The sequence below is a fragment of the Pseudomonas putida genome (genome assembly GCA_029953615.1).
Taxonomy (GTDB): Bacteria; Pseudomonadota; Gammaproteobacteria; order Pseudomonadales; family Pseudomonadaceae; genus Aquipseudomonas.
Genome location: CP124529.1, coordinates 1,609,465 through 1,632,495, shown reverse-complemented (window position 1 = coordinate 1,632,495; position 23,031 = coordinate 1,609,465). Strand labels below are relative to the sequence as shown.

18 protein-coding genes and 4 pseudogenes are annotated in these 23,031 nt (G+C 64.2%); 9 read left to right on the top strand and 13 right to left on the bottom strand.

Annotated features, from left to right (window positions below):
* The first annotated feature begins 12 nt into the window (after positions 1 to 12).
* The 4 genes from QIY50_07580 (at position 13) to QIY50_07565 (ending at position 2,980) form a co-directional block, all read left to right on the top strand.
* Positions 13 to 288 carry a DUF493 domain-containing protein gene (locus tag QIY50_07580; protein WGV22045.1) on the top strand — a complete coding sequence of 92 codons (276 nt, stop codon included), beginning with the start codon at positions 13 to 15 and terminating at the stop codon, positions 286 to 288.
* Positions 288 to 935 (top strand): lipoyl(octanoyl) transferase LipB, encoded by a 648-nt coding sequence (lipB, locus tag QIY50_07575; GenBank protein WGV22044.1) that lies wholly within the window; start codon positions 288 to 290, stop codon positions 933 to 935. The genes QIY50_07580 and lipB overlap by 1 nt, the downstream gene beginning before the upstream one ends.
* Positions 936 to 937: 2 nt before the next feature.
* A complete protein-coding gene (gene lipA, locus QIY50_07570; protein ID WGV22043.1) occupies positions 938 to 1,954 on the top strand; it encodes a lipoyl synthase in 1,017 nt (338 codons plus the stop codon).
* A gap of 87 nt (positions 1,955 to 2,041) precedes the next feature.
* Positions 2,042 to 2,980 carry an LD-carboxypeptidase gene (locus QIY50_07565; protein ID WGV22042.1) on the top strand — a complete coding sequence of 313 codons (939 nt, stop codon included), beginning with the start codon at positions 2,042 to 2,044 and terminating at the stop codon, positions 2,978 to 2,980.
* A gap of 114 nt (positions 2,981 to 3,094) precedes the next feature.
* On the opposite strand, the gene QIY50_07560 is transcribed toward QIY50_07565, so the two are convergent.
* From QIY50_07560 to leuS, 5 genes and pseudogenes are all read right to left on the bottom strand, one after another.
* The gene (locus QIY50_07560) at positions 3,095 to 4,411 is read right to left on the bottom strand and encodes a lytic murein transglycosylase (protein ID WGV22041.1); all 1,317 of its coding nucleotides are present in this window, start codon (positions 4,409 to 4,411) and stop codon (positions 3,095 to 3,097) included.
* 60 nt (positions 4,412 to 4,471) lie between these two features.
* Positions 4,472 to 4,636, bottom strand: coding sequence for an alternative ribosome rescue factor ArfA (gene arfA, locus QIY50_07555; GenBank protein WGV22040.1), 165 nt, complete (start codon positions 4,634 to 4,636; stop codon positions 4,472 to 4,474).
* A gap of 217 nt (positions 4,637 to 4,853) precedes the next feature.
* Positions 4,854 to 5,891 carry a DNA polymerase III subunit delta gene (gene holA / locus QIY50_07550; protein WGV22039.1) on the bottom strand — a complete coding sequence of 346 codons (1,038 nt, stop codon included), beginning with the start codon at positions 5,889 to 5,891 and terminating at the stop codon, positions 4,854 to 4,856.
* A 39-nt stretch (positions 5,892 to 5,930) separates the two neighbouring features.
* On the bottom strand, positions 5,931 to 6,536 hold the full coding sequence (locus QIY50_07545) for a hypothetical protein (protein ID WGV22038.1): 606 nt from the start codon (positions 6,534 to 6,536) through the stop codon (positions 5,931 to 5,933).
* Between the two features lie 61 nt (positions 6,537 to 6,597).
* A pseudogene (gene leuS, locus QIY50_07540) lies at positions 6,598 to 9,205 on the bottom strand (leucine--tRNA ligase).
* A 227-nt stretch (positions 9,206 to 9,432) separates the two neighbouring features.
* Here leuS and QIY50_07535 point away from each other — a divergent pair.
* Both QIY50_07535 and QIY50_07530 read left to right on the top strand, forming a co-directional pair.
* Positions 9,433 to 9,747, top strand: a complete 315-nt coding sequence (locus tag QIY50_07535; protein WGV22037.1) for a hypothetical protein — start codon at positions 9,433 to 9,435, stop codon at positions 9,745 to 9,747.
* A gap of 135 nt (positions 9,748 to 9,882) precedes the next feature.
* Complete coding sequence (locus QIY50_07530) at positions 9,883 to 10,644, top strand: YdcF family protein (protein WGV22036.1); 762 nt, start codon at positions 9,883 to 9,885, stop codon at positions 10,642 to 10,644.
* Positions 10,645 to 10,769: 125 nt separating this feature from the next.
* On the opposite strand, the pseudogene lnt reads toward QIY50_07530, so the two are convergent.
* From lnt to QIY50_07510, 4 genes and pseudogenes are all read right to left on the bottom strand, one after another.
* A pseudogene (gene lnt / locus QIY50_07525) lies at positions 10,770 to 12,288 on the bottom strand (apolipoprotein N-acyltransferase).
* 8 nt (positions 12,289 to 12,296) lie between these two features.
* On the bottom strand, positions 12,297 to 13,136 hold the full coding sequence (locus QIY50_07520; protein ID WGV22035.1) for an HlyC/CorC family transporter: 840 nt from the start codon (positions 13,134 to 13,136) through the stop codon (positions 12,297 to 12,299).
* Positions 13,137 to 13,161: 25 nt separating this feature from the next.
* Positions 13,162 to 13,635 (bottom strand): rRNA maturation RNase YbeY, encoded by a 474-nt coding sequence (gene ybeY, locus QIY50_07515; GenBank protein ID WGV22034.1) that lies wholly within the window; start codon positions 13,633 to 13,635, stop codon positions 13,162 to 13,164.
* Positions 13,628 to 14,627 (bottom strand): annotated as a pseudogene (locus QIY50_07510) (PhoH family protein). Before QIY50_07510 ends, ybeY begins: the two are co-directional and overlap by 8 nt.
* A gap of 250 nt (positions 14,628 to 14,877) precedes the next feature.
* Here QIY50_07510 and QIY50_07505 point away from each other — a divergent pair.
* A complete protein-coding gene (locus QIY50_07505; GenBank protein ID WGV22033.1) occupies positions 14,878 to 15,204 on the top strand; it encodes a DUF1820 family protein in 327 nt (108 codons plus the stop codon).
* Between the two features lie 3 nt (positions 15,205 to 15,207).
* Here QIY50_07505 and QIY50_07500 read toward each other — a convergent pair whose 3' ends face one another.
* From QIY50_07500 to QIY50_07485, 4 genes are all read right to left on the bottom strand, one after another.
* Positions 15,208 to 15,753, bottom strand: coding sequence for a tetratricopeptide repeat protein (locus tag QIY50_07500; GenBank protein WGV22032.1), 546 nt, complete (start codon positions 15,751 to 15,753; stop codon positions 15,208 to 15,210).
* 257 nt (positions 15,754 to 16,010) lie between these two features.
* On the bottom strand, positions 16,011 to 17,294 hold the full coding sequence (gene hemL / locus QIY50_07495) for a glutamate-1-semialdehyde 2,1-aminomutase (protein WGV22031.1): 1,284 nt from the start codon (positions 17,292 to 17,294) through the stop codon (positions 16,011 to 16,013).
* 15 nt (positions 17,295 to 17,309) lie between these two features.
* A complete protein-coding gene (gene thiE, locus QIY50_07490) occupies positions 17,310 to 17,933 on the bottom strand; it encodes a thiamine phosphate synthase (protein ID WGV22030.1) in 624 nt (207 codons plus the stop codon).
* 14 nt (positions 17,934 to 17,947) lie between these two features.
* Positions 17,948 to 18,745 carry a hydroxymethylpyrimidine/phosphomethylpyrimidine kinase gene (locus QIY50_07485; GenBank protein WGV22029.1) on the bottom strand — a complete coding sequence of 266 codons (798 nt, stop codon included), beginning with the start codon at positions 18,743 to 18,745 and terminating at the stop codon, positions 17,948 to 17,950.
* A 265-nt stretch (positions 18,746 to 19,010) separates the two neighbouring features.
* On the opposite strand from QIY50_07485, the pseudogene QIY50_07480 reads away from it, so the two are divergent.
* Both QIY50_07480 and QIY50_07475 read left to right on the top strand, forming a co-directional pair.
* Positions 19,011 to 21,000 (top strand): annotated as a pseudogene (locus QIY50_07480) (7TM diverse intracellular signaling domain-containing protein).
* 205 nt (positions 21,001 to 21,205) lie between these two features.
* Positions 21,206 to 22,858 carry an acyl-CoA dehydrogenase family protein gene (locus tag QIY50_07475; protein WGV22028.1) on the top strand — a complete coding sequence of 551 codons (1,653 nt, stop codon included), beginning with the start codon at positions 21,206 to 21,208 and terminating at the stop codon, positions 22,856 to 22,858.
* Positions 22,859 to 23,031 lie beyond the last annotated feature (173 nt).

Genomic DNA, 23,031 nt, shown 5'->3' with positions numbered 1-23,031 from the left:
GCCGTTTCCGCCATGAGCGAACCAGACGTCAAGTCGCACAAGATCGAGTTCCCCTGCGACGATTACCCGATCAAGGTCATCGGTGACACCGTTGTCGGCTTCAGGGACACGGTGATCGAGATCCTGAGCAAGCACGCCAAGGTCGACCTTTCCACCCTGGCCGAGCGCCAGAGCAAGGAAGGCAAGTACACTACCGTGCAGCTGCACATCGTTGCCGAAAGCGAGAACCAGCTGCACGATATCAACAGCGCCCTGCGCGCTACCGGCATCGTGAAAATGGTGCTCTGATGTCCGCCTGCCTCGGTTTTCGCGCGCTTGGCCTGCAGCCCTACGAACCGGTGCTGGAGGCCATGCGTCGCTTCACCGAGCAGCGCAGCCCGGACAGCCAGGATGAAGTCTGGCTGGTCGAGCACCCCGCGGTCTTCACCCAGGGCCAGGCCGGCAAGGCCGAGCACCTGCTGGTACCGGGTGACATCCCGGTGGTGCAGACCGATCGCGGTGGCCAGGTAACCTACCATGGCCCCGGGCAGCTGGTGGCCTACCTGCTGCTGGATGTGCGTCGGCTGGGCTTTGGCGTGCGTGAGCTGGTCAGCCGTATCGAGCTAGCGCTCATCGACCTGCTCGCCAGTTACGATGTCCAGGCCGCGGCCAAGCCCGATGCCCCGGGCGTCTATGTCGACGGAGCGAAAATCGCCTCCCTCGGCCTGCGAATCCGCAACGGCCGTTCGTTCCACGGCCTTGCCCTGAACGTGGACATGGACCTTGCGCCATTCCGCCGAATCAACCCCTGCGGCTATGCGGGGCTGGCGATGACCCAGCTGCGCGACCTGGCAGGTCCGATCGAACTCGACGAGGTCAGGACAAGGCTGCGCGGACAGCTGGTCAAGCACCTCGACTACGCTGAGCAGACGACCCTCACGGGCGGAATCGACTGAATATGACAACTGTGCAAGAAGCCGTGCCGAACCTGATACCTACCCAGGATGCCACCCCGCGCCCAGCGCCGAAAAAGGTGGAAGCCGGGGTCAAGCTGCGTGGTGCCGAAAAGGTGGCGCGCATCCCGGTAAAGATCATCCCTACCGACGAGCTGCCGAAAAAGCCCGACTGGATTCGCGTGCGTATCCCGGTGTCGCCCGAGGTAGACCGCATCAAGCAGCTGCTGCGCAAGCACAAGCTGCACAGCGTGTGCGAAGAGGCATCCTGCCCGAACCTGGGCGAGTGCTTCTCCGGTGGTACTGCCACCTTCATGATCATGGGTGATATCTGTACCCGTCGTTGCCCGTTCTGCGACGTTGGCCATGGCCGGCCGAAACCGCTGGACCTCGATGAGCCGAAGAACCTGGCCATCGCCATTGCCGACCTGCGCCTGAAGTACGTGGTGATCACCTCGGTGGACCGTGACGACCTGCGTGACGGTGGTGCCCAGCATTTTGCCGACTGCATTCGCGAAATCCGCGCGCTGTCGCCGGGCGTGCAGCTGGAAACCCTGGTGCCTGACTACCGTGGGCGCATGGACATTGCCCTTGAGATCACCGCGCAAGAGCCGCCGGATGTGTTCAACCACAACCTCGAGACCGTACCGCGCCTGTACAAGGCCGCGCGCCCGGGTTCGGACTACGACTGGTCGCTGGACCTGCTGCAGAAGTTCAAGCAGCTGGTGCCGCACGTACCGACCAAATCGGGCCTGATGCTCGGCCTGGGCGAGACCGATGAGGAAGTGATCGAAGTGATGCACCGCATGCGCGAGCATGACATCGACATGCTCACCCTCGGGCAGTACCTGCAACCTTCGCGCAGCCACCTGCCGGTGCAGCGTTTCGTCCATCCGGACACCTTCGCCTGGTTCGCCGAGGAAGGTTACAAGATGGGCTTCAAGAACGTCGCGTCCGGGCCGCTGGTGCGTTCTTCGTACCACGCAGACCAGCAGGCTCACGAAGCCAAGATCAAGCTCTGAGCCAAGCACAGAGCCACGCATGCCGATGCGCGCCGAAGGGCGGCATCGGCATTTTTGTTTGTGCCGTACACGCTGCAAGGAGCCGCGATGAATTGCGCCGAAACCTTCCAATCCAGCCTGCCCGCCGCGCTGCCGCGTGATGCGTGTTTTGCCATCGTCGCGCCGGCGGGTGCGGCGCGGCTGGATACGCACAAGGTCAACCAGTGGTTCGTTGATCGAGGCTACAGTTGCCGCATCTACCCAGGTGCTCTTCAGGCCCAGGGCTACCTGGCGGGGCCGGACCGGCAGCGCTTGCAGGACCTGCATGATGCTTTCGCCGACCCGGCCATCGACGCCATTTTGTGCATGCGTGGGGGGTACGGCAGCATGCGCCTGCTCGACCAGCTCGATTTCGAACTGATCCGGCGCAACCCCAAGCCGCTGATCGGCTACAGCGACATTACCGCGCTGCACACGGCGATCTACCGGCATACCGGGCAGGTCACCTTCCATGGCGGGATGCTGAATGCCGACCTGTTGGGGGCCAAGTTGGCGCCCACCGAGGCTTCGTTGCTGGCGCAGCTGGGTGGGCATGTGCGGGCAGGTGAGCAGATCGTGCATCCCGCTGCGTTCGCCTTGAGCAGCGTGCTGCATGGGGTGGCCAGCGGGCCGCTGCTGGGCGGCAACCTGTCGATGCTGGGTGCAACCCTGGGGACGCTTGCCGAGTTGGATACCCAGGGTTGCATTCTGTTCATCGAGGACGTCAACGAGCCGCTGTACCGGGTGGACCGCTTGCTGACCCAGCTGCGCCTGGCGGGCAAGCTGGAGGGGGTGAGGGGTGTGCTGGTGGGGGACTTTGCCGGGATTACCACTGCGGCGTTGACGCCGTTGCTGGAGGACATTTTCGCGCCGCTGGGTGTGCCGGTGCTGGCCGGGTGGCGCAGTGGGCATTGTGACCCGAATGTGTGCTTGCCGTTGGGGGCCAGGGTCAGGCTGGACAGTGGTCGGCAGAGTTTGGTGTTGGAGCAGGATCTGTTCAAGGCTTGAGATTTTTGGGGCTGCTTTGCAGCCCTTCGCGGGCACGCCCGCTCCCACTGGGTTTGGCGCGATACCTGTGGGAGCGGGCGTGCCCGCGAAGGGGCGCAACGCGCCCCCGCAATCTCACTGGCTACGCAGGCTCTCAAGCAGCTTATGGGTCGGATACCCGTCCGCCGGCCACCCCAGCCCCTGCTGCGCATTACGAATAGCCTTGCGGGTATTGGCACCGATAATGCCATCAGCATTGCCCGCCTCATGCCCACGGCTGTTCAACAGGTTCTGCAACTCCATGCGCTCGCTGCGGCTGAGCGGCAAATCTTCTTTCGGCCAGCTGCCGGCAATGAAGCCCCAGCCCGTGAAGCGATCACCCAGCAGGCTGACCGCCAGCGCATAGGACGACGAATTGTTGTACTTGAGGATGGCGCGGAAGTTGTCCAGCACCAGGAACGCCGGGCCACGCGCGCCGGCTGGCAGCAGCAGGGCGGCAGACAGCTGGTTGCTACCTGCGGGCAGCTGGGTACCGGCAGGCAGTTTCACGCCCATTGCCAGCCACTCGCTCACCGGCTTGCGCAGCGCGCCATCGGCCTGCCAGTAATCGAAGCCAGGTGGCACCTGCACCTCGAAGCCCCACGGCTGGCCACGTTTCCAGCCCGAGCTCTGCAGGTAGTGCGCGGTCGAGGCCAGGGCGTCTGCCGTGCTGTTCCAGATGTCGCGGCGGCCATCGCCGTCGAAATCCACGGCATGGGTGTTGTAGGTGGTCGGGATGAACTGGGTCTGGCCCATGGCGCCGGCCCACGAGCCACGCATGGCTTCAGGCTGGATATCGCCATGCTGGATGATCTGCAGCGCGGCGATCAGCTGGTCCTGGGCAAACTGCGGACGACGGCCTTCATAGGCCAGGGTGGCCAGCGAGCGGATCACCGACTTGTTGCCCTGGTACTGGCCGAAGTTGCTTTCCATGCCCCATACCGCGACCAGCACCTGACGATCGACACCATAGCGCTGCTCGATACGGGTCAGCAGTTCGGCGTTCTGCTCCAGCAGTTTCTTGCCGTTGCGCACACGCAGGGGCGACAGGGCGCCTTCGAGGTATTCCCATACCGGACGGGCGAACTCCGGCTGGCTGCGATCGGCCTTGATCACGTCCATGTCAGGGGTGACGCCGATGAAGGCGCGGTCGAAGGTGTCCGGCGAAATGCCGGCTTGCACGGCTTGCTGGCGGAAGCCCGCCTGCCATTGCGCGAAGGTTTGCAGAGGCTGGATTTCAGTGCTGGTGTCGGGCGTCGTGCCGGGCAGGTTCACTACCGGGGCGGGCTGGGCGGGGGCCAGCGGCAGGGCATCGGCGGCGGTGGGCTTTTCTGCGCAAGCCACGAGCAGGATGAAACTGGAGGCCGCGATCAACTGACGGGTTTTCCAGCGGGGGAGAAGACTGAGGAGCATGCACAGATCCAGAATTGCAGGTCAGGTGACGACCATACCATGCCTGCGCTTTCGATGCTTTCATGCTGCCAAAAAGTAGGAAGCCTCCCAATCTCTCGATTGGAAGGCTTCGCGGCGGTAGCTGCCTTTGCCCTTGTCCGGTCGTTCCTGTCGGCAGCGGAACAGCGGTTGGGCGATGATTGACTTGGCCTTGTTGGGGCCGTGCTTTTTCGGCTTTTTGCTCATGGCGGGGTTCCCCGGTTGGGTGGGTTTCGCAGCGCACTGTAGGGCTTGGGGCAGGGTGGGGCCAATTGATTGTGTATATGGTCGAGATGTTGGGGGCATTGCAGCCCTGTGGGAGCGGGCGTGTCGAGGCGTCGAACCGCCGCGAACACCGGCGAAGCCGGTGCCATCCACCGCGTCGCCTGATTCGCGGGCATGCCCGCTCCCACAACGGCCCCAGTTACTCGGGAGGGAGTGTGAGGCGCTGGCCGGCCATCAGCAGCGACAAGCGCGCCAGGCCCGTCCAGGGTGAACCCTCGGCCTGGCCCTTGATTTGCGCATCGATACGCTGGGCATCTTGCAGCAACTGCGCCCAGCGCTGCGCCGACAGGCGCTGCAGGGCCTTGCTGACCAAAGGGCGGCGCTTGTCCCAGACCGGCGGGCGGGCCTGGCTGAAGGCCTTGTCCAGCGGTACACCCTGGCTGAACTGCTGGGCCAGCCCGGCCAGCTGACGCAGCTCCCGGGCCAGGGCCCAGAGAATCACCGGTGGCTCCACGCCTTCCCCACGCAAGCCATCGAGCATGCGCAGGGCATGCGCGGCTTCGCCGTTGAGAATGGCATCGACCAGGCCGAAGACATCGAAGCGGGCGCTGTCGGCGACGGCAGCCTGCACGGTCTCCACGGTGATCTGGTTGCCCTCGGCGAGCAGTTTGAGCTTTTCGATTTCCTGCGCGGCAGCCAGCAGGTTGCCTTCCACACGTGTGGCGATCAGGTCGACGGCGTCTCGCTGTGCCGACAGGCCGGCCTGCTGCAGGCGCTGGTTGATCCACTGTGGCAACTGGTGCACATCCACCGGCCAGATCTGGATGAACTGGCAATGGGCACCTTCGATCAGGGCCTTGCCCCACTTGGTCTTTTGCGCGCTGCCATCGAGCTTGGGCAGGCTGACCAGCAGCAGGGTGTCTTCGGCGGGATTGGCGCAGTATTCCATCAGTGCAGCGGCGCCCTTGTCACCGGGCTTGCCCGAGGGCAGGCGTAGTTCCAGCAGGCGGCGCTGGGCGAACAGGGACAGGCTGGCGCCGGCCTGGAGCAGCGTGCCCCAGTCGAAGTTGGCGTCGGCGCTGAATACCTGGCGTTCGTCGAAACCCTGCTGGCGAGCGGCGTTGCGGATGGCGTCGGCGGCTTCCTGGCACAGCAGCGGGTCGTCGCCGCTGACCACGTAGACCGGTGCCAGGGCGCCTTGCAGGTGCTTGTTGAGTTGGGCGGGGGCGAGCTTCATGGGGAACAGGCGGGGTACCCGAAGGTACCCCGCTCGGGCTTAGTTGCCCGGTACTTCCAGTGGCGATTGCTGAGGCGTTTCGGCCTGCTGGCGGCGTGCGGCCTCCAGCGCAGCGGCTTCGGCCTTGGCACGCTCGTCGGCTTGACGTTGCAGCTCGTCCAGCTGGGACGGGGTCAGCATCTGCAGGCGAACGACCATGGCGTTGACCAGGTCGCGACGCATTTCTTCACGGGCGCGGTTGGCCTCCTGCTCGGAGCCGGTGATGTTCGAACCGTCACGCAGGTAGATCTTGCGCACTTCCAGCTTGTCGCTCATCAGCTCCAGGTTGTTCAGGCCCTGGATGCTGTAGTTCAGCACGGTGGTCAGCTCGTACTCGGCGGTACGGTTACCACTGTTGTAGGTCGCCGAGCGCTCGCGCTCCTGCTCGTTGGTCAGTACCAGACGGTACGGTGCGCCGGCGTGCACGTTGACGCCGCTACGCTTCAGTACTTCACGCAGCTGAAGCACGGTCGGGCCGTAGGCGTTGCGTGCACTGACGTCCATTTCCTTCACGCTCAGCTCGGTGGAGCCGGTGCCGCGCAGCTGGAAACCGCAGGCGCTGAGCATGACCGCCAGGCCGATTACCAGCAAATTGCGTTTGATCATGTTGTTGCTCCCTTGTGGGCCTGTTCCGCCCGCCCGCAGTGGCTGCGGGCGGGCGTTGCCATCAGTTGGCGACGATGTTGACCAGCTTGCCCGGTACCACGATGACCTTGCGGATGGTCAGGCCATCGATGAAGCGCAGGACGTTCTCGTTGCTGCGCGCTGCGGCTTCGATTTCTTCGCGGCTGGCGGCGGCCGGCATTTCGACCTGGCCACGCAGCTTGCCGTTGACCTGCACCACCAGGGTGACGGTGTCCTGTACCAGGGCTGCCTCGTCGACGGCTGGCCAGCTGGCGTCGATGACGGCCTGCTGGTGGCCCAGCTGTTGCCACAGCTCGTGAGAAATGTGGGGGGTGATCGGTGCCAGCAGCAGGGTGACGGCCTCGAGGCCTTCCTGCAGCAGGGCGCGGTCCTGTTCAGTGGCCTGCGGGGCCTTTTCCAGCACGTTCATCACGGTCATCACCTGGGCGATGGCGGTGTTGAACTTGTGGAACTGGCCGACGTCGGTGCTGGCCTGTTTGATGGCGGCGTGGATGGCGCGGCGGATGACCTTCTGCGCGTCGTCCAGGGCGGCAACATCCAGCTTGCCCGGCAGGCCTTGGGCCACGTGGGCCTGGGCCAGGCGCCAGACGCGGCGCAGGAAGCGGCTGGCGCCTTCGACGCCGGAGTCGGACCATTCCAGGCTCATGTCGGGCGGCGAGGCGAACATCATGAACAGGCGGCAGGTGTCGGCGCCGTACTGATCGATCATCGATTGCGGGTCGACGCCGTTGTTTTTCGACTTCGACATCTTCTCGGTGCCACCGATTTCCACCGGCAGGCCGTCGGTTTTCAGGCGGGCACCGATGATCTTGGCCTTGGCATCGCGCTCGACCTCGACATCGGCCGGGTTGAACCAGTCCTTGCCGCCGTTGCTGGCCACGCGGTAGTAGGTCTCGGCGACCACCATGCCCTGGGTCAGCAGGTTCTTGAACGGCTCGTTCGAGGTAACCAGGCCTTCGTCACGCATCAGCTTGTGGAAGAAGCGCGCGTACAGCAGGTGCAGGATGGCATGTTCGATACCACCGATGTACTGGTCGACCGGCAGCCAGTGGTTGGCCGCTTTAGGGTCGACCATGCCACCTTCGTAGTTCGGCGAGGCGTAGCGGGCGAAGTACCAGGACGACTCGACGAAGGTGTCCATGGTGTCGGTTTCGCGCTTGGCTGCGGCGCCACATTTCGGGCAGCTGCATTCGTAGAATTCCGGCATGCGCGCCAGTGGCGAACCGGCGCCGTCCGGCACCACGTTCTCCGGCAGGGTGACCGGCAGCTGGTCTTCCGGCACCGGTACGTCGCCACAGGACGGGCAGTGGATGATCGGGATCGGGCAGCCCCAGTAGCGCTGGCGGCTGATGCCCCAGTCGCGCAGGCGGAACTGGGTACGCGACTTGCCCAGCTCTTTGCGGATCAGGGCGGCTTCGATGGCGTCGAAGGCACCGGCGAAGTCCAGGCCGTCGAACTCACCGGAGTTGATCAGCTGGCCATGCTCGCCATAGGCGGCCAGCCACTCGCTGCCGACTTCATCGCCAGCGCTGGTGCGCACCACGGCCTTGACCGGCAGGTTGTACTTGTGGGCGAACTCGAAGTCGCGCTCGTCGTGGGCTGGCACGGCCATGACAGCGCCATCGCCGTAGTGCATCAGCACGTAGTTGGCGACCCATACCGGCAGTTTCTCGCCGGTCAGCGGGTGCTCGACCAGCAGGGAAGTGGCCATGCCCTTCTTCTCCTGGGTGGCCATGTCGGCTTCGGCAACGCTGCCGCTCTTGCACTCGTCGATGAACGCCTGCAGTGCCGGATTGCCCTGGGCGGCCTGGGTGGCCAGCGGGTGTTCGGCGGCGACCGCGACGTAAGTGGCGCCCATCAGCGTGTCGGGACGGGTGGTGAAGACCTTGAGGGTACCTTCGTGGCCGATGCTGGCCAGGTCGTAGGGGAACTGCACTTCCATGCCGCGCGACTTGCCGATCCAGTTGCGCTGCATGGTCTTGACCTGCTCAGGCCAGCCCGGCAGCTCGTCGAGGCTTTCCAGCAGCTCGTCGGCGTAGTCGGTGATGCGGAAGTAGTACATCGGGATTTCGCGCTTCTCGATCAGCGCGCCCGAACGCCAGCCGCGGCCGTCGATGACCTGCTCGTTGGCCAGTACGGTCTGGTCGGCCGGGTCCCAGTTCACGGTCCCGTTCTTGCGGTAGATGATGCCTTTCTCGAACAGGCGGGTGAACAGCCACTGCTCCCAGCGGTAGTAGTCGGGCTTGCAGGTGGTGACTTCACGTGCCCAGTCGATGGCCAGGCCCAGGCTCTTGAGCTGGGTCTTCATGTAGTCGATGTTTTCGTATGTCCACTTGGCCGGGGCGACGTTGTTCTTCATCGCCGCGTTTTCCGCGGGCATGCCGAAAGCGTCCCAGCCCATCGGCTGCAGCACGTTCTTGCCCATGCATGCGCTGGTAGCGGGCAATCACGTCACCGATGGTGTAGTTGCGCACGTGGCCCATGTGTAGCTTGCCGCTCGGGTACGGGAACATCGACAGGCAGTAGTAGGTGTCCTTGCCTGGCTGTTCGGTAACAGCGAACGATTGTTGCTCGTCCCAGAAGTTCTGGGCGGCGGCTTCGATATCACGGGGCGTGTATTGTTCGTGCATGGCTACTTTTTGCTGAGAGGGAAGAGACCTTGTTCCAGGCAGCGGAACCTCGCTGCGTCCGGCACTCCGGTGTCATTTAGAGTGAACGCCGTAGCATACAGCAGCGCCGCGCATCGTGGGAAACCTTCGTTGCGAATGCCCGCTGGTCGCGGCGCACGGCTGCTTTTTGCAGCGACGCTAAGCTCAGGTGTGGGGGGAGATATTCTTATCTTCAATGAGGTGAACGGATGGGAGAGACGCAGCTACCCGCAATCAGACCGGAGCTATACGAACGCCTGATCGACCGGCTTGGCCTGGCACTGGAAGTGGCCAGGACTTCGGTGCGATTGCGCGACGAAATGCCAGCCGAGCTGGAATTGCGTGGCCTGAGCCACGCAGAGTTCGAACTGATCAAGGCCTACCTGGATTCCCTCCCGGAACGCCACAACGCCTGTGTTGGCAGTTACCCGCAAGCGGAGCCGACATCGGCCAAGATCATCTGGCTCAAGGACAAGAAACGCCCCGCCAGCACGGCGAGATCCAGGACGCTGCCACATCGCTAGCCGTTCAGGGCGCCAGGCACAGGCTATAGCGCGCCGGTTCTTCAAATTTATACAGCTCATGATCGGCGCCGGTCGCAGCCTTGTCGACCGGCGTCGATCCTTCTAGGCTGCACGCCTGCCAAGGAGGTGTGGCCAATGCCGATCCGATTCTTCATCAAACAATGGCTGATGCCGCCGGGCGTCCTGTTCCTGCTGCTGCTCGTGGCGTGGTGGCTGCGTCGCCGGCGGCCCAGGCTGGCAGCGCTGTGCTTTGCCGTGGGCCTTGGTGGTCTGTGGTTGATGAGCCTGCCGCTGGTGGTGCAGGAAACCGCTCGTGTGCTCGAGACGGAAGCGCCGCTGGCAGTCGGCGATTGGGCTGGCCTGGCAAGCCGGGCGGACGCGATTGTGGTGCTGGGCGCGGGGCGTGAGCGGGGTGACCCGGCCTGGGGCGGTAGCGACCAGCCCACAGCCACAGCGCTGGAGCGCATGCGCTTTGCCGCGCGCCTGGCCAAGGCTTCGGGCTTGCCGGTGTTGACCAGTGGCGGGTTGCACTATGGCTCGCCGCCGAGCGAGGCGCAGTTGATGGCTGATCGCCTGCGTGAAGATTTCGGTGTCGAGGTGAAATGGCGGGAGGAGGGCAGCCGCACCACCTGGGAGAATGCCCGGCTCACCGCCAAGGTGCTGCAGCCGTTGGGGATTCGCCGGGTGGTCGTGGTGACCCAGGCCTGGCACATGCGGCGCTCGCGCTGGAGCTTCGAGCAGGCGGGGTTCGAGGTGGTGCCGGCGCCGGTCGGGTTCCTCGGGCACGATCATGCGCGGCCGTTCGGCGGATTGCTACCGGAGAGCCGGGCGATGTGGCAGAGCGGGCAGTTGCTCAACGAAGTGGCGGGGTTGGTGGGGTATAGGCTGTTCTATTGAAACCTGTATTGCCTGTACCGGCCTCTTCGCGGGCTTGCCCGCTCCCACAGGCTCTCACAGCCCTTGAGGCGTGCGCAGTACCTGTGGGAGCGGGCAAGCCCGCGAAGAGGCCGGTACAGGAAAACTCAAACAGTCTTGGCAATGCGCCCGGCCAGCAATGCCCAACCCAGGAGCAATCCACAGACAATCGCCAGCGGCCACGACCGCCATTGCAGGTAAGGCGTCAGCTGCTGCATCGGCACCACTTCGCCATACAGCACCGCCTGCTGGAACTGCGGCACCTGCGTGGTAATGCGGCCAAACGGGTCGATCAATGCGGTCACACCGTTGTTGGTGGCACGGATCATCCAGCGCCCGGCTTCCAGCGCGCGCATCTGCGCCATCTGCAGGTGCTGCAAAGGGCCGATCGAGGTGCCGAACCAGGTGTCGTTGCTGATGGTCAGCAACAGGTCGCTGCGGGCCGCCAGGCCGGCGGCGAACTCGGGGTAGACCACTTCGTAGCAGATGTACGGCGCAATCTGGAAGCCCTTGGCCTGCAGCAACGGCTGGTCTTCCGGCCCACGGGCGAAGTCCGACATGGGCAGGTTGAAGAACTCGATAGCGCCACGCAGCATGTCCTGCAGCGGCACGTACTCGCCAAACGGCACCAGCTTCTGCTTGAGGTAGGTGCCATCGCCTTCACCGGTAACGGTGATGCCGTTGTAGTAGCGGCGCTGGTGATGCACCACTTCACGCACCGGCACCCCGGTGATCAGTGCCGAATGCCGCTCGGCGGCGAAGCGGCCCATCACGTCGATGTAACCCTGGGCCTGATCCTTGAGCACCGGCACCGCGGTTTCCGGCCACACCAGCAGGTCCACCGGTTTGGAGCTGAAACTCAGGTCACGGTACAGCGCCAGTTGCGCGTCGATGTGTGCCGGGTCCCATTTCAGGTCCTGCGCGACGTTGCCTTGAATGGCTGCCACTTTCAACGGGTCACCCGCCGGCTTGGTCCAGGCATGGCCCTTGAGCGCCAGGCCCAGCACCCAAGGGGCCAGCAATAGCAGGCAGCCCACCGCCAGGAACGAGGGGCGGGCGCGCAGGCGGTGCAGGTTGCACAGCAGCGCAGCGGTCAGGGCCAGGGCGAAGGAAATCAGCCACACGCCACCCAGCGGTGCCAGGCCGGCCAGTGGGCCGTCCAGCTGGCTGTAGCCGGCGTAGAGCCAGGGAAAACCGGTCAGGAACCAGCCGCGGAAGGCCTCTTGCAGCAGCCACAGGGCGGCGAAGCACAGGGCGTCGGCCAGCGGTGCTTCGGTGCGCCGCAACCAGCGGGCCCACAGCCAGGTGGGCAGGGCGAAGAACCAGGCCAGGGCGGCGTAAGAACGCCAGCAGCAGCACGATCGCCAGCAGCGGCGAGGCGCCACCGTAGGTGTTCATGCTGACGTAGATCCACCAGGTGCCGGCGCCGTACAGGCCGAAGCCGAACCACCAGCCACGCCACATGGCCTGGCGCGGGCTGAGCTCGCGCAGGCCAAGGTAGAGCAGGGCGATGGACAACACGGCCAATGGCCAGATGTCGAATGGCGCCAGGGCCAGGAGAGTGGAGGCGCCGGCCGCCAGGGCCAGCAGGTTACCGGGCCAGCCGGGGCGGGTGATCCAACGCATGTTCGTCCTTAACGGGTGATCGGTGTCAGGCGCAGCAAGTGTATCCGCCGGCTGTCGGCATTGAGAATACGGAACTTGTAAGGGCCGATCTCGGTGGTTTCGTTGCGCTTGGGCAGGTGACCGAACGCGCTCATCACCAGGCCGCCGACCGTGTCGAACTCGTCATCGGAGAATTCGCTGTCGAAGAACTCGTTGAAGTTTTCGATCGGGGTAAGTGCCTTGACCAGGAAGTCACCGCTGGGCAGCGGCTTGATGTAGCTGTCTTCCTCGACGTCATGCTCGTCCTCGATGTCGCCGACAATCTGCTCCAGCACGTCCTCGATGGTGACCAGGCCGGCCACCCCGCCGTATTCGTCGATGACGATGGCCATGTGGTTATGGTTGGCGCGGAACTCGCGCAGCAGCACGTTCAGGCGCTTGGACTCGGGCACGAAAGTGGCCGGGCGCAGCAGGTCCTTGATGTTGAAGCTGTCGCCGTTCTCCTTGAGGATCAGCGGCAGCAGGTCTTTGGCGAGCAGGATCCCGAGCACATCGTCGTGGCTTTCGCCGATCACCGGGTAGCGCGAGTGCGCGGCGTCGATCACCGCCGGCAGGAACTCGCGGGGCGACTGGCTGGCCTTGATGCTGATCATCTGCGAACGCGGCACCATGATGTCGCGAACCTGCAGGTCGGCCACCTGGATGGCGCCTTCGACGATGGTCAGCGCTTCGCTGTCCAGCAGTTTGTTCTGATGGGCTTCGCGCAGCAGCTCAAGGAGTTGCTGGCGGTTTTTCGGCTCATGGGCAAAAGCCTGGGTCAGTTTACCCAGCCAGGACTTCTGCCCGTTGCTCGATCGATCTTCGCTCATGGCGGTTCTCGTGATCCTTCGTGTATCAGTGTGTGAGGGTGTCGGTTTCATCGTCGGCGTACGGGTCGGGATGACCCAGTTCTGCCAGCAATTCCCGTTCCAGGCCTTCCATTTCCTCGGCTTCCTCATCCTCGATGTGGTCGTAACCGAGCAAGTGCAGGCAACCGTGGATGACCAGGTGCGCCCAGTGTGCTTCCAGCGACTTGCCCTGCTCGGCGGCTTCGCGCTCGACCACTGGCACGCAGATCACCAGGTCGCCCAGCAGCGGGATATCGAGCAGGTCGTCGGGGACGTCGGCCGGGAACGACAGCACATTGGTCGCGTAGTCCTTGTGCCGGTAGGTGTGGTTCAGCTCGCGGCCTTCGGCTTCGTCGACCAGGCGAATGGTCATTTCCGAATCGGCGCTGCGCTGGCGCAGGGCCAGTTCGCACCAACGGCGAAAGGCGGTGTCATCCGGGGCGGCGTCATCCGTGGCCCGTTGAATATCGAGTTCAAGCATCTTTGCCGGGCGCCTCGGGCTTGGCCTGGCGGGCATCGAAGCGGTCGTAGGCCTCGACAATGCGCTGTACCAGTGGGTGACGAACCACATCTTTGGGTTGGAAGTGGGTGAAACTGATCCCCGGAACGTCCTTCAGCACCTCGATGACGTGCGCCAGACCCGACTTGGTGCCGCGGGGCAGGTCAACCTGGGTGATGTCACCAGTGATCACCGCTGTGGAGCCGAAGCCGATACGGGTAAGGAACATCTTCATCTGTTCCAGCGTGGTGTTCTGGCTTTCGTCGAGGATGATGAAGCTGTTGTTCAGGGTGCGGCCACGCATGTAGGCCAGCGGGGCGATCTCGATCACCTGGCGCTCGATCAGCTTGGCCACGTGTTCGAAGCCGAGCATTTCGTACAGGGCGTCGTACAGCGGGCGCAGGTACGGGTCGATCTTCTGGGCCAGGTCGCCGGGCAGGAAGCCGAGCTTTTCGCCAGCCTCGACCGCCGGGCGCACCAGCAGGATGCGGCGCACCTGTTCCCGCTCCAGCGCGTCCACGGCGCAGGCCACGGCCAGGTACGTCTTGCCGGTACCGGCCGGGCCGATACCGAAATTGATGTCGTTGGCCAGGATTTCCTTGACGTAGCGTTGCTGGTTGACCCCGCGTGGACGAATGTTGCCCTTGCGCGTGCGCAGCGACACGCTGACCTCGTTGACGGCCGGGTTGTCGATGTTCTCGACGGTCGATTCCTGCAGGTACAGGTGCACGGTTTCCGGGGACAGATCGCTGGCCTTGGTCTCTCGGTAGAGACGGCGCAGCAGCTGTTCGGCAGCGGAGGTGGTCTTGGGTTCGCCGATCAGCTCGAACTGATTGCCGCGGTTGCGCAATCTCGATGGCCAGGCGCTGTTCGATCAGGCGCAGGTGCTCGTCGAACTGGCCGCACAAGTTGGCGAAACGATGGGCCTCGAAAGGTTCGAGGATGAAACGATGGGGTTGTATGGGTGCGTTCAAGGTCGTTTTTAGCCGCTCGACGGCAATGAAGGTGAACTCAAGAATAACCCTTGAATGGCAGTGGCGAAAGCACTGAAACGTTCAACGGTATGTACTGCCTGTTCCGGCCTCTTCGCGGGCACGCCCGCGCCCACAGGTACCGCACCGCTTGGAAGGTGGGTGCAATACCTGTGGGAGCGGGCTTGCCCGCGAAGGGGCCGGTACAGGTATGATGCCCGCCTTTTCTTACGCATGTGTTATCCCGACGAACATGAGCAAACGCGAACCTGCCATCTATAAAGTGATCTTCCTCAACCAGGGGCAGGTCTTCGAGATGTATGCCAAGCAGATTTACCAGAGCGACCTGTGGGGTTTCCTGGAAATCGAGGAATTCGTGTTCGGCGAGCGCTCGCAGCTGGTAGTGGACCCGGGCGAGGAGAAGCTCAAGAGCCAGTTCGAGGGGGTGATCCGCAGTTTCGTGCCGATGCACTCGATCGTACGCATCGACGAGGTGGAGCGCCTGGGCACGGCCAAGATCAGCGAAGCCAAGGGCGGCGGCAACGTGATGCCGTTCCCCATGCCGATGCCGGAAAAGTAACCCTCAGGGGAGTGGCGAGAACGGCGTACGCCCTTCGGCGTTCTGCAGCTCCAGCAGGTACTTGCGGAAGATCTGGCCGAGCACCTGGGTGGCATGCTCCAGCTCGTCGCGGGGCATTTGCTCGGTCACTTCGTCGGCCATGTCCAGCGCATCCTCGGCGCCGTTGACCGCGGCCATTTTCAGCAGGATGTAGGCCTGCACATTGTTGGCCTTGACCCCTTCGCCACGGAAGAACATGGCGCCCAGGCGGTACTGCGCCTCGGCATGCCCTTGCAGCGAAGCCTTTTCAAACCAGTTCAGGGCTTTGCCCAGGTTTTTCGGCGTTTGCGTGTAGTAGTACTCGCCCAGTTCGAATTGCGCCTGGGCATCCCCCGTCGTTGCCGTCTGCTCACAAGCCTTGAGGGCGTTTGCCAGGTCTTCGGGCTGAACATTCAAGGTGCAGCGGCCCGTCGCCGGAATCAGCAACGAGTTACCGCCCTCTGCCAGGGCCAGCAGGGGCTGAAGAAGCAACAGGCAGCCCAGGGTCAGGGCGCGGCCGGTGCGGTTCATGGGGATCGACTTACCTCTGCAAAGCTGCGGCCAATGTCTCTGGTGGCACATTATGGGATAAGCAGCGCCAACCTTACAAAGTTTTACTCGAATTTCTGCTTGGTTGGGGAAGTCAGCTGATTGTGCATGGGTATTTGTTGCCTGTACCGGACTCTTCGCGGGCACGCCCGCTCCCACAGGGATCGCACCATTTTCAAGGTTGGTGCAGAACCTGTGGGAGCGGGCGAGCCCGCGAAAGGGCCGGTACGGGCTGACAATTACTTCAGGGCTGCAAAGGCCTTCTCAGCCGCATCCAGGGTGATCTGCAGCTCCTTGTCGCCATGGGCGATGGAGGTGAAGCCTGCCTCGAACGCACTTGGTGCCAGGTACACGCCACCGTCGAGCATCAGGTGGAAGAAGCGCTTGAAGCGCTCGGCATCGCTGGCCATCACGTCGTCAAAGGTGACGATGTCGTCGGCGCCGCTGAAGTACAGGCCGAACATGGCACCGGCCTGGGTGGTGACGAACGGCACGCCAGCGGCATCGGCGCGCTGTTGCAGGCCGTCAAGCATGCGGCTGGTATAGTCGGTCAACTCGGCGTGGAAGCCCGGGCGGCTGATCAGCTTCAGGGTGGTCAGGCCGGCGGCCATGGCCAGTGGGTTACCCGACAGGGTACCGGCTTGGTAGACCGGGCCGAGCGGGGCGATGCAGCCCATGATTTCACGCTTGCCGCCGAAGCAGCCGACCGGCATGCCGCCACCGACGATCTTGCCGAAGGTCGACAGGTCCGGCTTGATGCCGTAGTGGCCCTGGGCGCCGCCGAGCGAAACGCGGAAACCGGTCATCACTTCGTCGAAGATCAACACCACGCCGTGCTTGTCGCACTGCTCGCGCAGGCCTTCGAGAAAACCTGGCGCCGGCGGTACGCAGTTCATGTTGCCGGCCACCGGCTCGACGATGATGCAGGCCACGGTCTGGCCGACTTCGGCGAGGGTTTTCTCGACCGCGGCGATGTCATTGAACGGCAGGGTCAGGGTGTGCTTGGCGAAGTCCGCCGGCACGCCAGCCGAACTCGGTACGCCCTGGGTCAGCAGGCCGGAGCCGGCTTTTACCAGCAGGCTGTCGGAGTGGCCGTGGTAGCAGCCTTCGAACTTGATGATGGCGTCACGGCCGGTATAGCCACGGGCCAGGCGGATGGCGCTCATGGTGGCTTCGGTGCCCGAGCTGACCATGCGCACCATCTCCATCGACGGCACGATCGAGCAGACCAGGTCGGCCATTTCGGTTTCCATGGCGGTCGGTGCGCCATAGGACAGGCCGTGTTCCAGCTGCTTGCGCACCGAGTCCAGAACGTCCGGGTGGCCGTGGCCGAGGATCATCGGGCCCCAGGAGCCGACGTAGTCGACGTAGCGCTTGTCGTCCTCGTCAACGACGTAGGCGCCTTCGGCATGCTTGAAGAACAGCGGCGTGCCGCCAACGCTCTTGAAAGCGCGGACCGGCGAGTTGACGCCACCGGGGATGTGCTTCTGGGCTTGGGCGAACAGGGCTTCGGAACGGGACATGGGGGTTCTCTCGAATCAGGATGCGAACAAGGCGTTGAAGGCGCGGGCGCGGCGGGTGACTTCCTGCGCGCTGTCGGCACCGAACAGGCCGTGGATCACCGCCAGCAGATCGGCGCCGTGGGCGACCAGCGGGGCGGCGTTGTCGAGGGTAATGCCACCGATCACCGCGATCGGCAGTTTCACCTGGGCGCGCGCCTGCTCCAGCAGTTCGATGTTGGCAGCGGGGGCGCCGGGCTTGGTGACGGAGTTGAAGAAGCGGCCGAAGGCCACGTAGCTGGCGCCTTCGCTGGCGGCCTGGGTGGCCAGCTCGAGGCTGGCGTGGCAGGTCGAGCCGATGATCGCCTGGCGGCCGAGCAGGGCGCGGGCCGGGGTCAGCGGGCCGTCGGTCTGGCCCAGGTGCACGCCGACGCCCAGGCGCGCGGCCAGTTCGGCATCGTCGTTGATGAGCAACTGGGTGCCGTAGCGCTCGCAGAGCTTCATCAGCCCTTCGGCCTCACGCAGGCGGCGCGCCGCGTCGTCACTTTTGTCGCGGTACTGCAGCAGGCACACGCCGCCTTCCAGTGCCGCCTCGACATGGGACAGGAAACGGCCAGCGAGCAGCTGGCTGTCGGTGATGGCGTACAGACCGCGTAGCTTCATGGCAAGGCCTCGTGTCAGGAGCAGAAATCCAGCGGCAGGCGGCGCGGCACGAACTGGCCCTTGCCCAGCTGTTCGGCGTCACGCAGGGTGCGCCAGGTGTAGTCCAGGGCGCTGCGTACGGCGCTGTCCAGTTGCTCGCCGAGGGCCAGGCGGCCGGCCAGGGCGCTGGCCAGGGTGCAGCCCGAGCCATGGTAGCTGCCCGGCAGGCGCTGGCAGGTCCAGGTGTGGCGCTGGCCGTCGCGGCTGTACAGGCGGTTGTGAATTTCGTCTTCGTCGCCGTGACCGCCGGTAATCAGCAGGTGTCTACAGAACGGCAACAGTTTCTCGGCACACTCGTCGGCGCTGCCGTCGGGCAGTTCGGCCAGGATACGGGCTTCGGGCAGGTTCGGTGTGGCGATGGTCGCCAGCGGCAGCAGTCGTTCGCGCAGGGCGTAGCCCACTTCGTCCTTGCCCAGGCGGCCACCACCACCGGCACGCAGCACCGGGTCGCAGACCAGCGGAAGGTGCGGGTGGGCGGCCAGCAGTTCGGCGACGGTGTCGACCATCTCGATCGAGCCGAGCATGCCCAGCTTGACGGCGGCCACCGTGGAGTCGGCCAGCACGGCATTGGCCTGGGCCAGTACCCACTCGCGGTCGAGCACGCGGAAGTCGGAAACGTTGACGGTATCCTGCACGGTCAGGGCGGTCACCGCAGGTGCGGCGTGACAGCCTTGGGCGAGCAGGGCTTCGATGTCTGCCTGCAGGCCGGCGCCGCCACTGGGGTCGTGGCCGGAGAGACAGAGGACAACGGGGCGGGAGCTGTAAGTATTCATGGTCGGCGAGCTTACCACCAATCCTGTTTGGACGGATCGTGCGACAAACGAGTTTTGCTGATCGATCGGTCAAAATCACTTGCAATTGTCACCTGAAAGTATTGATTTAGAGCCTTTTCTTTGTGGTTTGATATGGTCGATTACCAGGTTGCAACGCTATGCTAGAGTGCTCGGATAACTCTACAAACGGGTTCTGCCGGATCGTGTCGTCTCAAACGGATAGGAGGCAACCGCGGCTCGACTGGACAGGCCATGCTGGGGCTGTATGCGCTATTTGCTGATTGTGCTTCTGGGCTTGCTGCCCGTGCTGGCCGGGGCAGTCGATTTCGACGACGCTACCCGGCATCTTCCGCTGGGCAAGGCCATGCAGGTTTATGAAGACCATGATGGCAGTGCCAGCATCGCCCAAGTCAGTGCCCCTGGTTTCGCCAGGCATTTTCGCCGCCACCACGAAGACGTGCTGAACGCCGGCTATTCCACCTCGGTGTTCTGGCTCAAGCTCGAACTGCGCCCTGTCGCCGCGCCCGACGCTGCCCCCCGGCAATGGCTGCTGGAGCTGGCCTATCCGCCGCTGGATCACCTCGAGCTGTACCTGCCCGACCGCAGTGGCAGCTACCGCCTGGTCCAGCGCACCGGCGACGCCTTGCCCTACGACAGCCGGCAGATCCGGCAGAACAACTACCTGTTCGAGCTGCAGCTGCCGCCTGGCCAGGTAACCACCGCCTACCTGCGCCTGCACAGCCAGGGCTCGGTGCAGGCGCCGCTGGCGCTGTGGTCCGCCGAGGCCTACATGGAGCAGCAGCCCACACGCCTGTATGTGCTGGGGATGATCTATGGCGTGCTGCTGGTGATGCTGGTGTACAACCTGTTCATCTACCTCAGCGTACGCGACGTCAGCTACCTCTACTACATCCTTTATATCGCTTCGTTCGGCTTTTACCAGGTGTCGGTGAATGGTGCCGGGGTGGCTTACTTCTGGCCGGACAGCCCGTGGTGGGCGAATGCTTCGACGCCGCTGTTCATCGGTGCAGCCGGCCTGTTCGGCTGCCAGTTCGCCCGGCATTTCCTGCAGCTGGGCAGCATCAACCGTGGTTTTGACCGGCTGCTGCAGCTGCTGATGCTGGGTGGCGCGCTGGTCATGGTGTTGGCGGTGAGCATGCCCTACGGCGTCGCCCTGCGCATGGCCACGGTGCTGGCATTGCTGTTTACCGTGAGCATCTTCGCTGCCGGGCTGTACGCCTGGTGGCGTGGCCTGCGCGTGGCACGCTGGTTCATCATCGCCTGGACGGCGTTTCTGCTCGGTGGCCTGGTCAACACCTTGATGGTGCTGGGTTATCTGCCGAATGTGTTCATCACCATGTATGCCAGCCAGCTGGGGTCGGCGCTTGAGGTGGCGTTGCTATCGCTGGCGCTGGCCGACCGTATCAACAGCCTGCGCGAGCAGCAGGCGCAGACCTTGCGTGATACCGGGCGCACGCTGGAGCAACTGAACCTGCAACTGGCCAGGAGCAACCGGCTGAAAGATGAATTCCTGGCCTGCGTGACCCATGAGCTGCGCACGCCGATGAATGGCGTGATCGGCTCGCTGGAGCTGATGCATACCCTGCCGATGGAGGCCGAAATGGCCCAGTACCACCGCACGGCGGTGGGCTCGGCCCAGGGCATGATGGACATGGTCGATGCCATCCTGACCCTGTCCGAACTGCAGGCCGGCCGCCTGCGCGCGCAGCCGGTGCCGTTCAGCCTGCGTGACCATGCTGCAGGGCGTGCGTGCCGGTTATGCCGGGCAGGCTTTGGGCAAAGGCTTGTATCTGAGCCTGGACATCCCGTCCGATGTGCCGGACGGGTTGCTGGGCGATGCTCAGAAGCTGGCCCGCTGCCTGGGGTGCCTGGTGGACAACGGTTTGAAGTTCACCCACCAGGGCGGGGTGATGATCCAGGTGCGCGGGCGCAGGGTGGGCCCAGACGACCTGGCGCTGACCTTCATGGTCAGCGACAGCGGTATCGGCTTCGATGACCTCGACCAGGCGACCCTGTACCAGCGCTTCTTCCAGGTCGATGGCTCGATGACCCGGCGTTATGGCGGGCTGGGGATTGGTTTGTCGATCTGCCGGCAGATGGGGGAATTGCTGGGGGCGAAGTTGTCGCATGAATCGACGCGGGGGTTGGGGAGCCGGTTCGAGTTGAGTTTGAACATGGCTATTGCGCAGGTGCAGATGGCATCGAATGTTCTGCAGACGCGACGGTCGCTTTAGAGATTTTCGCAGGCTTTGTCGGGGCTGCTTTGCAGCCCTTCGCGGGCACGCCCGCTCCCACAGGTGTGGCGCCAGTCCAGGCGATGCGCGATCCCTGTGAGATTGAGCGCCCTCCACCACATGTTTAGTCATTAATGTCACTTTGACTGACTCGTACAGAGTGCTTCACTGGGTCTCTCAAGCTACCCGGATCCAGGAGCCCCCGATGAACCTGCACCAGTACGCTGAAACCCACGAAGTCACCAACCAGCCACCGCCCCTCGACGGTGCCAACCTGTACCGCCTCGACCTGCCGTTACAGGAATGGTCGCGGCGTTTCGGTGCGGGTTGGGCCGAATCGCGGATCGATGCCTACGGGGCCCTGGCCGGTGGCCCGCTGATGCAGGCGGGCTTCCTGGCCAACGCGCACAAGCCGGAGTTCAGCAGTCACGACCGCTACGGCCATCGCATCGACCTGGTCGAATTCCACCCTGCCTACCACGAACTGATGCGCACCGCCGTCGAGCACGGCCTGCCTTCGCTGCCTTGGGCCGAACCCCGCCCCGGCGCCCATGTGGCACGGGCTGCGATGACCTACCTGCACAGCCAGGCCGAGGCCGGTACCGGCTGCCCGCTGACCATGACCTTTGCCGCAGTCCCGGCTCTGCGGCTGCAACCCGAACTGGCCGAATACTGGTTACCGAAAATCCTCGCCTGCGAATACGACCCGCGTAACGTCGGCGACCGCCACAAGGCCGGCGTCACCCTGGGCATGGCCATGACCGAGAAACAGGGCGGCACCGATGTACGCGCCAATACCACCCGGGCTTATCCGGTCGGCGCAGCGGGCCCGGGCCAGGCCTACGAGCTGGTCGGCCACAAGTGGTTCTGCTCGGCCCCCATGTGCGATGCCTTCCTTACCCTGGCCCAGACCGAGAAGGGCCTGAGCTGCTTCCTGCTGCCGCGCCACCGCCCGGACGACAGCCGCAACCAGTTCTATATCCAGCGCCTGAAGAACAAGCTGGGCAACAGTTCCAACGCCTCCAGCGAGGTGGAATTCCGCGGCGCCCTGGCGTGGATGGTCGGGGAAGAAGGGCGGGGCGTGCCGACCATCATCGAAATGGTGGCCATGACCCGCTTCGACTGCATGGTCGGCTCCAGCGCCCTGATGCGCCAGGCGCTGACCCAGGCGACACACCACTGCGCGCACCGCAAGGTCGGTGGGCGGCTGCTGAACGAACAGCCGTTGATGCAGAACGTACTGGCCGACCTGGCACTGGAAAGCGAGGCAGCGCTGGCCCTGAGCCTGCGCATGGGGCAGGCGCTGGAACAGCTGGAAGACCCGCAACAGGCGCATTTCGCCCGGCTGATCACTGCGGTGGGCAAGTACTGGATCTGCAAGCGTGCGCCGGCCATGATCAACGAGGCCGCCGAGTGCCTGGGCGGGGCGGGTTACGTGGAAGACAGCATCCTGCCAAGGCTTTATCGCGAAGCGCCGGTGAACTCGACCTGGGAAGGTTCGGGCAATGTGCAGTGCCTGGATGTGCTGCGCGCCCTGTCCAAGGAGCCGGGGGTGCTCGATGCGCTGTTCGCCGAGCTGGGCGATGGCCACGGCGACCCGCGCCTGGCGGCGCACATCGGTAATCTCAAAGGCGCGTTCGCCGACACCGGCGACATGCAGTACCGCGCGCGGCAGCTGACCGAGGATATTGCCTTGGCGCTGCAGGCCAAACTATTGCTGGAGGCGGGCAATGCGGTGGTCAGTGATGCGTTTATCGACAGCCGCTTGACGGGCGGCGGGCGCGTGTATGGGGCGTTGCCGCGGGGTGTGGATGTGGAGGCATTGGTTGCCAGGGCTACACCGGCACAAGACCTGTAGGAGCGGCCTTGTGTCGCGATAGGGCTGCGAAGCAGCCCCAGGGGATCAGCGCAGACGCACAAATTGCTGGGGCTGCTTTGCAGCCCTATCGCGACACAAGGCCGCTCCTACAGGGACCAGCGCTGGCCTGCTGATTAACACCGATCAATGGGGATGTATTTAGCCAAGAAGGC

Bases quoted from the DNA above. Each gene is read 5' to 3' on its own strand.
- QIY50_07545 (WGV22038.1), bottom strand. From the start codon at position 6,536: ATGATCAAACGCAATTTGCTGGTAATCGGCCTGGCGGTCATGCTCAGC.
- QIY50_07475 (WGV22028.1), top strand. From the start codon at position 21,206: ATGAACCTGCACCAGTACGCTGAAACCCACGAAGTCACCAACCAGCCA.
- QIY50_07530 (WGV22036.1), top strand. From the start codon at position 9,883: ATGCCGATCCGATTCTTCATCAAACAATGGCTGATGCCGCCGGGCGTC.
- lipA (WGV22043.1), top strand. From the start codon at position 938: ATGACAACTGTGCAAGAAGCCGTGCCGAACCTGATACCTACCCAGGAT.
- QIY50_07560 (WGV22041.1), bottom strand. From the start codon at position 4,411: ATGCTCCTCAGTCTTCTCCCCCGCTGGAAAACCCGTCAGTTGATCGCG.
- thiE (WGV22030.1), bottom strand. From the start codon at position 17,933: ATGAAGCTACGCGGTCTGTACGCCATCACCGACAGCCAGCTGCTCGCT.
- QIY50_07565 (WGV22042.1), top strand. From the start codon at position 2,042: ATGAATTGCGCCGAAACCTTCCAATCCAGCCTGCCCGCCGCGCTGCCG.
- holA (WGV22039.1), bottom strand. From the start codon at position 5,891: ATGAAGCTCGCCCCCGCCCAACTCAACAAGCACCTGCAAGGCGCCCTG.
- QIY50_07485 (WGV22029.1), bottom strand. From the start codon at position 18,745: ATGAATACTTACAGCTCCCGCCCCGTTGTCCTCTGTCTCTCCGGCCAC.
- hemL (WGV22031.1), bottom strand. From the start codon at position 17,294: ATGTCCCGTTCCGAAGCCCTGTTCGCCCAAGCCCAGAAGCACATCCCC.
- arfA (WGV22040.1), bottom strand. From the start codon at position 4,636: ATGAGCAAAAAGCCGAAAAAGCACGGCCCCAACAAGGCCAAGTCAATC.
- QIY50_07520 (WGV22035.1), bottom strand. From the start codon at position 13,136: ATGAGCGAAGATCGATCGAGCAACGGGCAGAAGTCCTGGCTGGGTAAA.
- lipB (WGV22044.1), top strand. From the start codon at position 288: ATGTCCGCCTGCCTCGGTTTTCGCGCGCTTGGCCTGCAGCCCTACGAA.
- ybeY (WGV22034.1), bottom strand. From the start codon at position 13,635: ATGCTTGAACTCGATATTCAACGGGCCACGGATGACGCCGCCCCGGAT.
- QIY50_07535 (WGV22037.1), top strand. From the start codon at position 9,433: ATGGGAGAGACGCAGCTACCCGCAATCAGACCGGAGCTATACGAACGC.
- QIY50_07500 (WGV22032.1), bottom strand. From the start codon at position 15,753: ATGAACCGCACCGGCCGCGCCCTGACCCTGGGCTGCCTGTTGCTTCTT.
- QIY50_07580 (WGV22045.1), top strand. From the start codon at position 13: ATGAGCGAACCAGACGTCAAGTCGCACAAGATCGAGTTCCCCTGCGAC.
- QIY50_07505 (WGV22033.1), top strand. From the start codon at position 14,878: ATGAGCAAACGCGAACCTGCCATCTATAAAGTGATCTTCCTCAACCAG.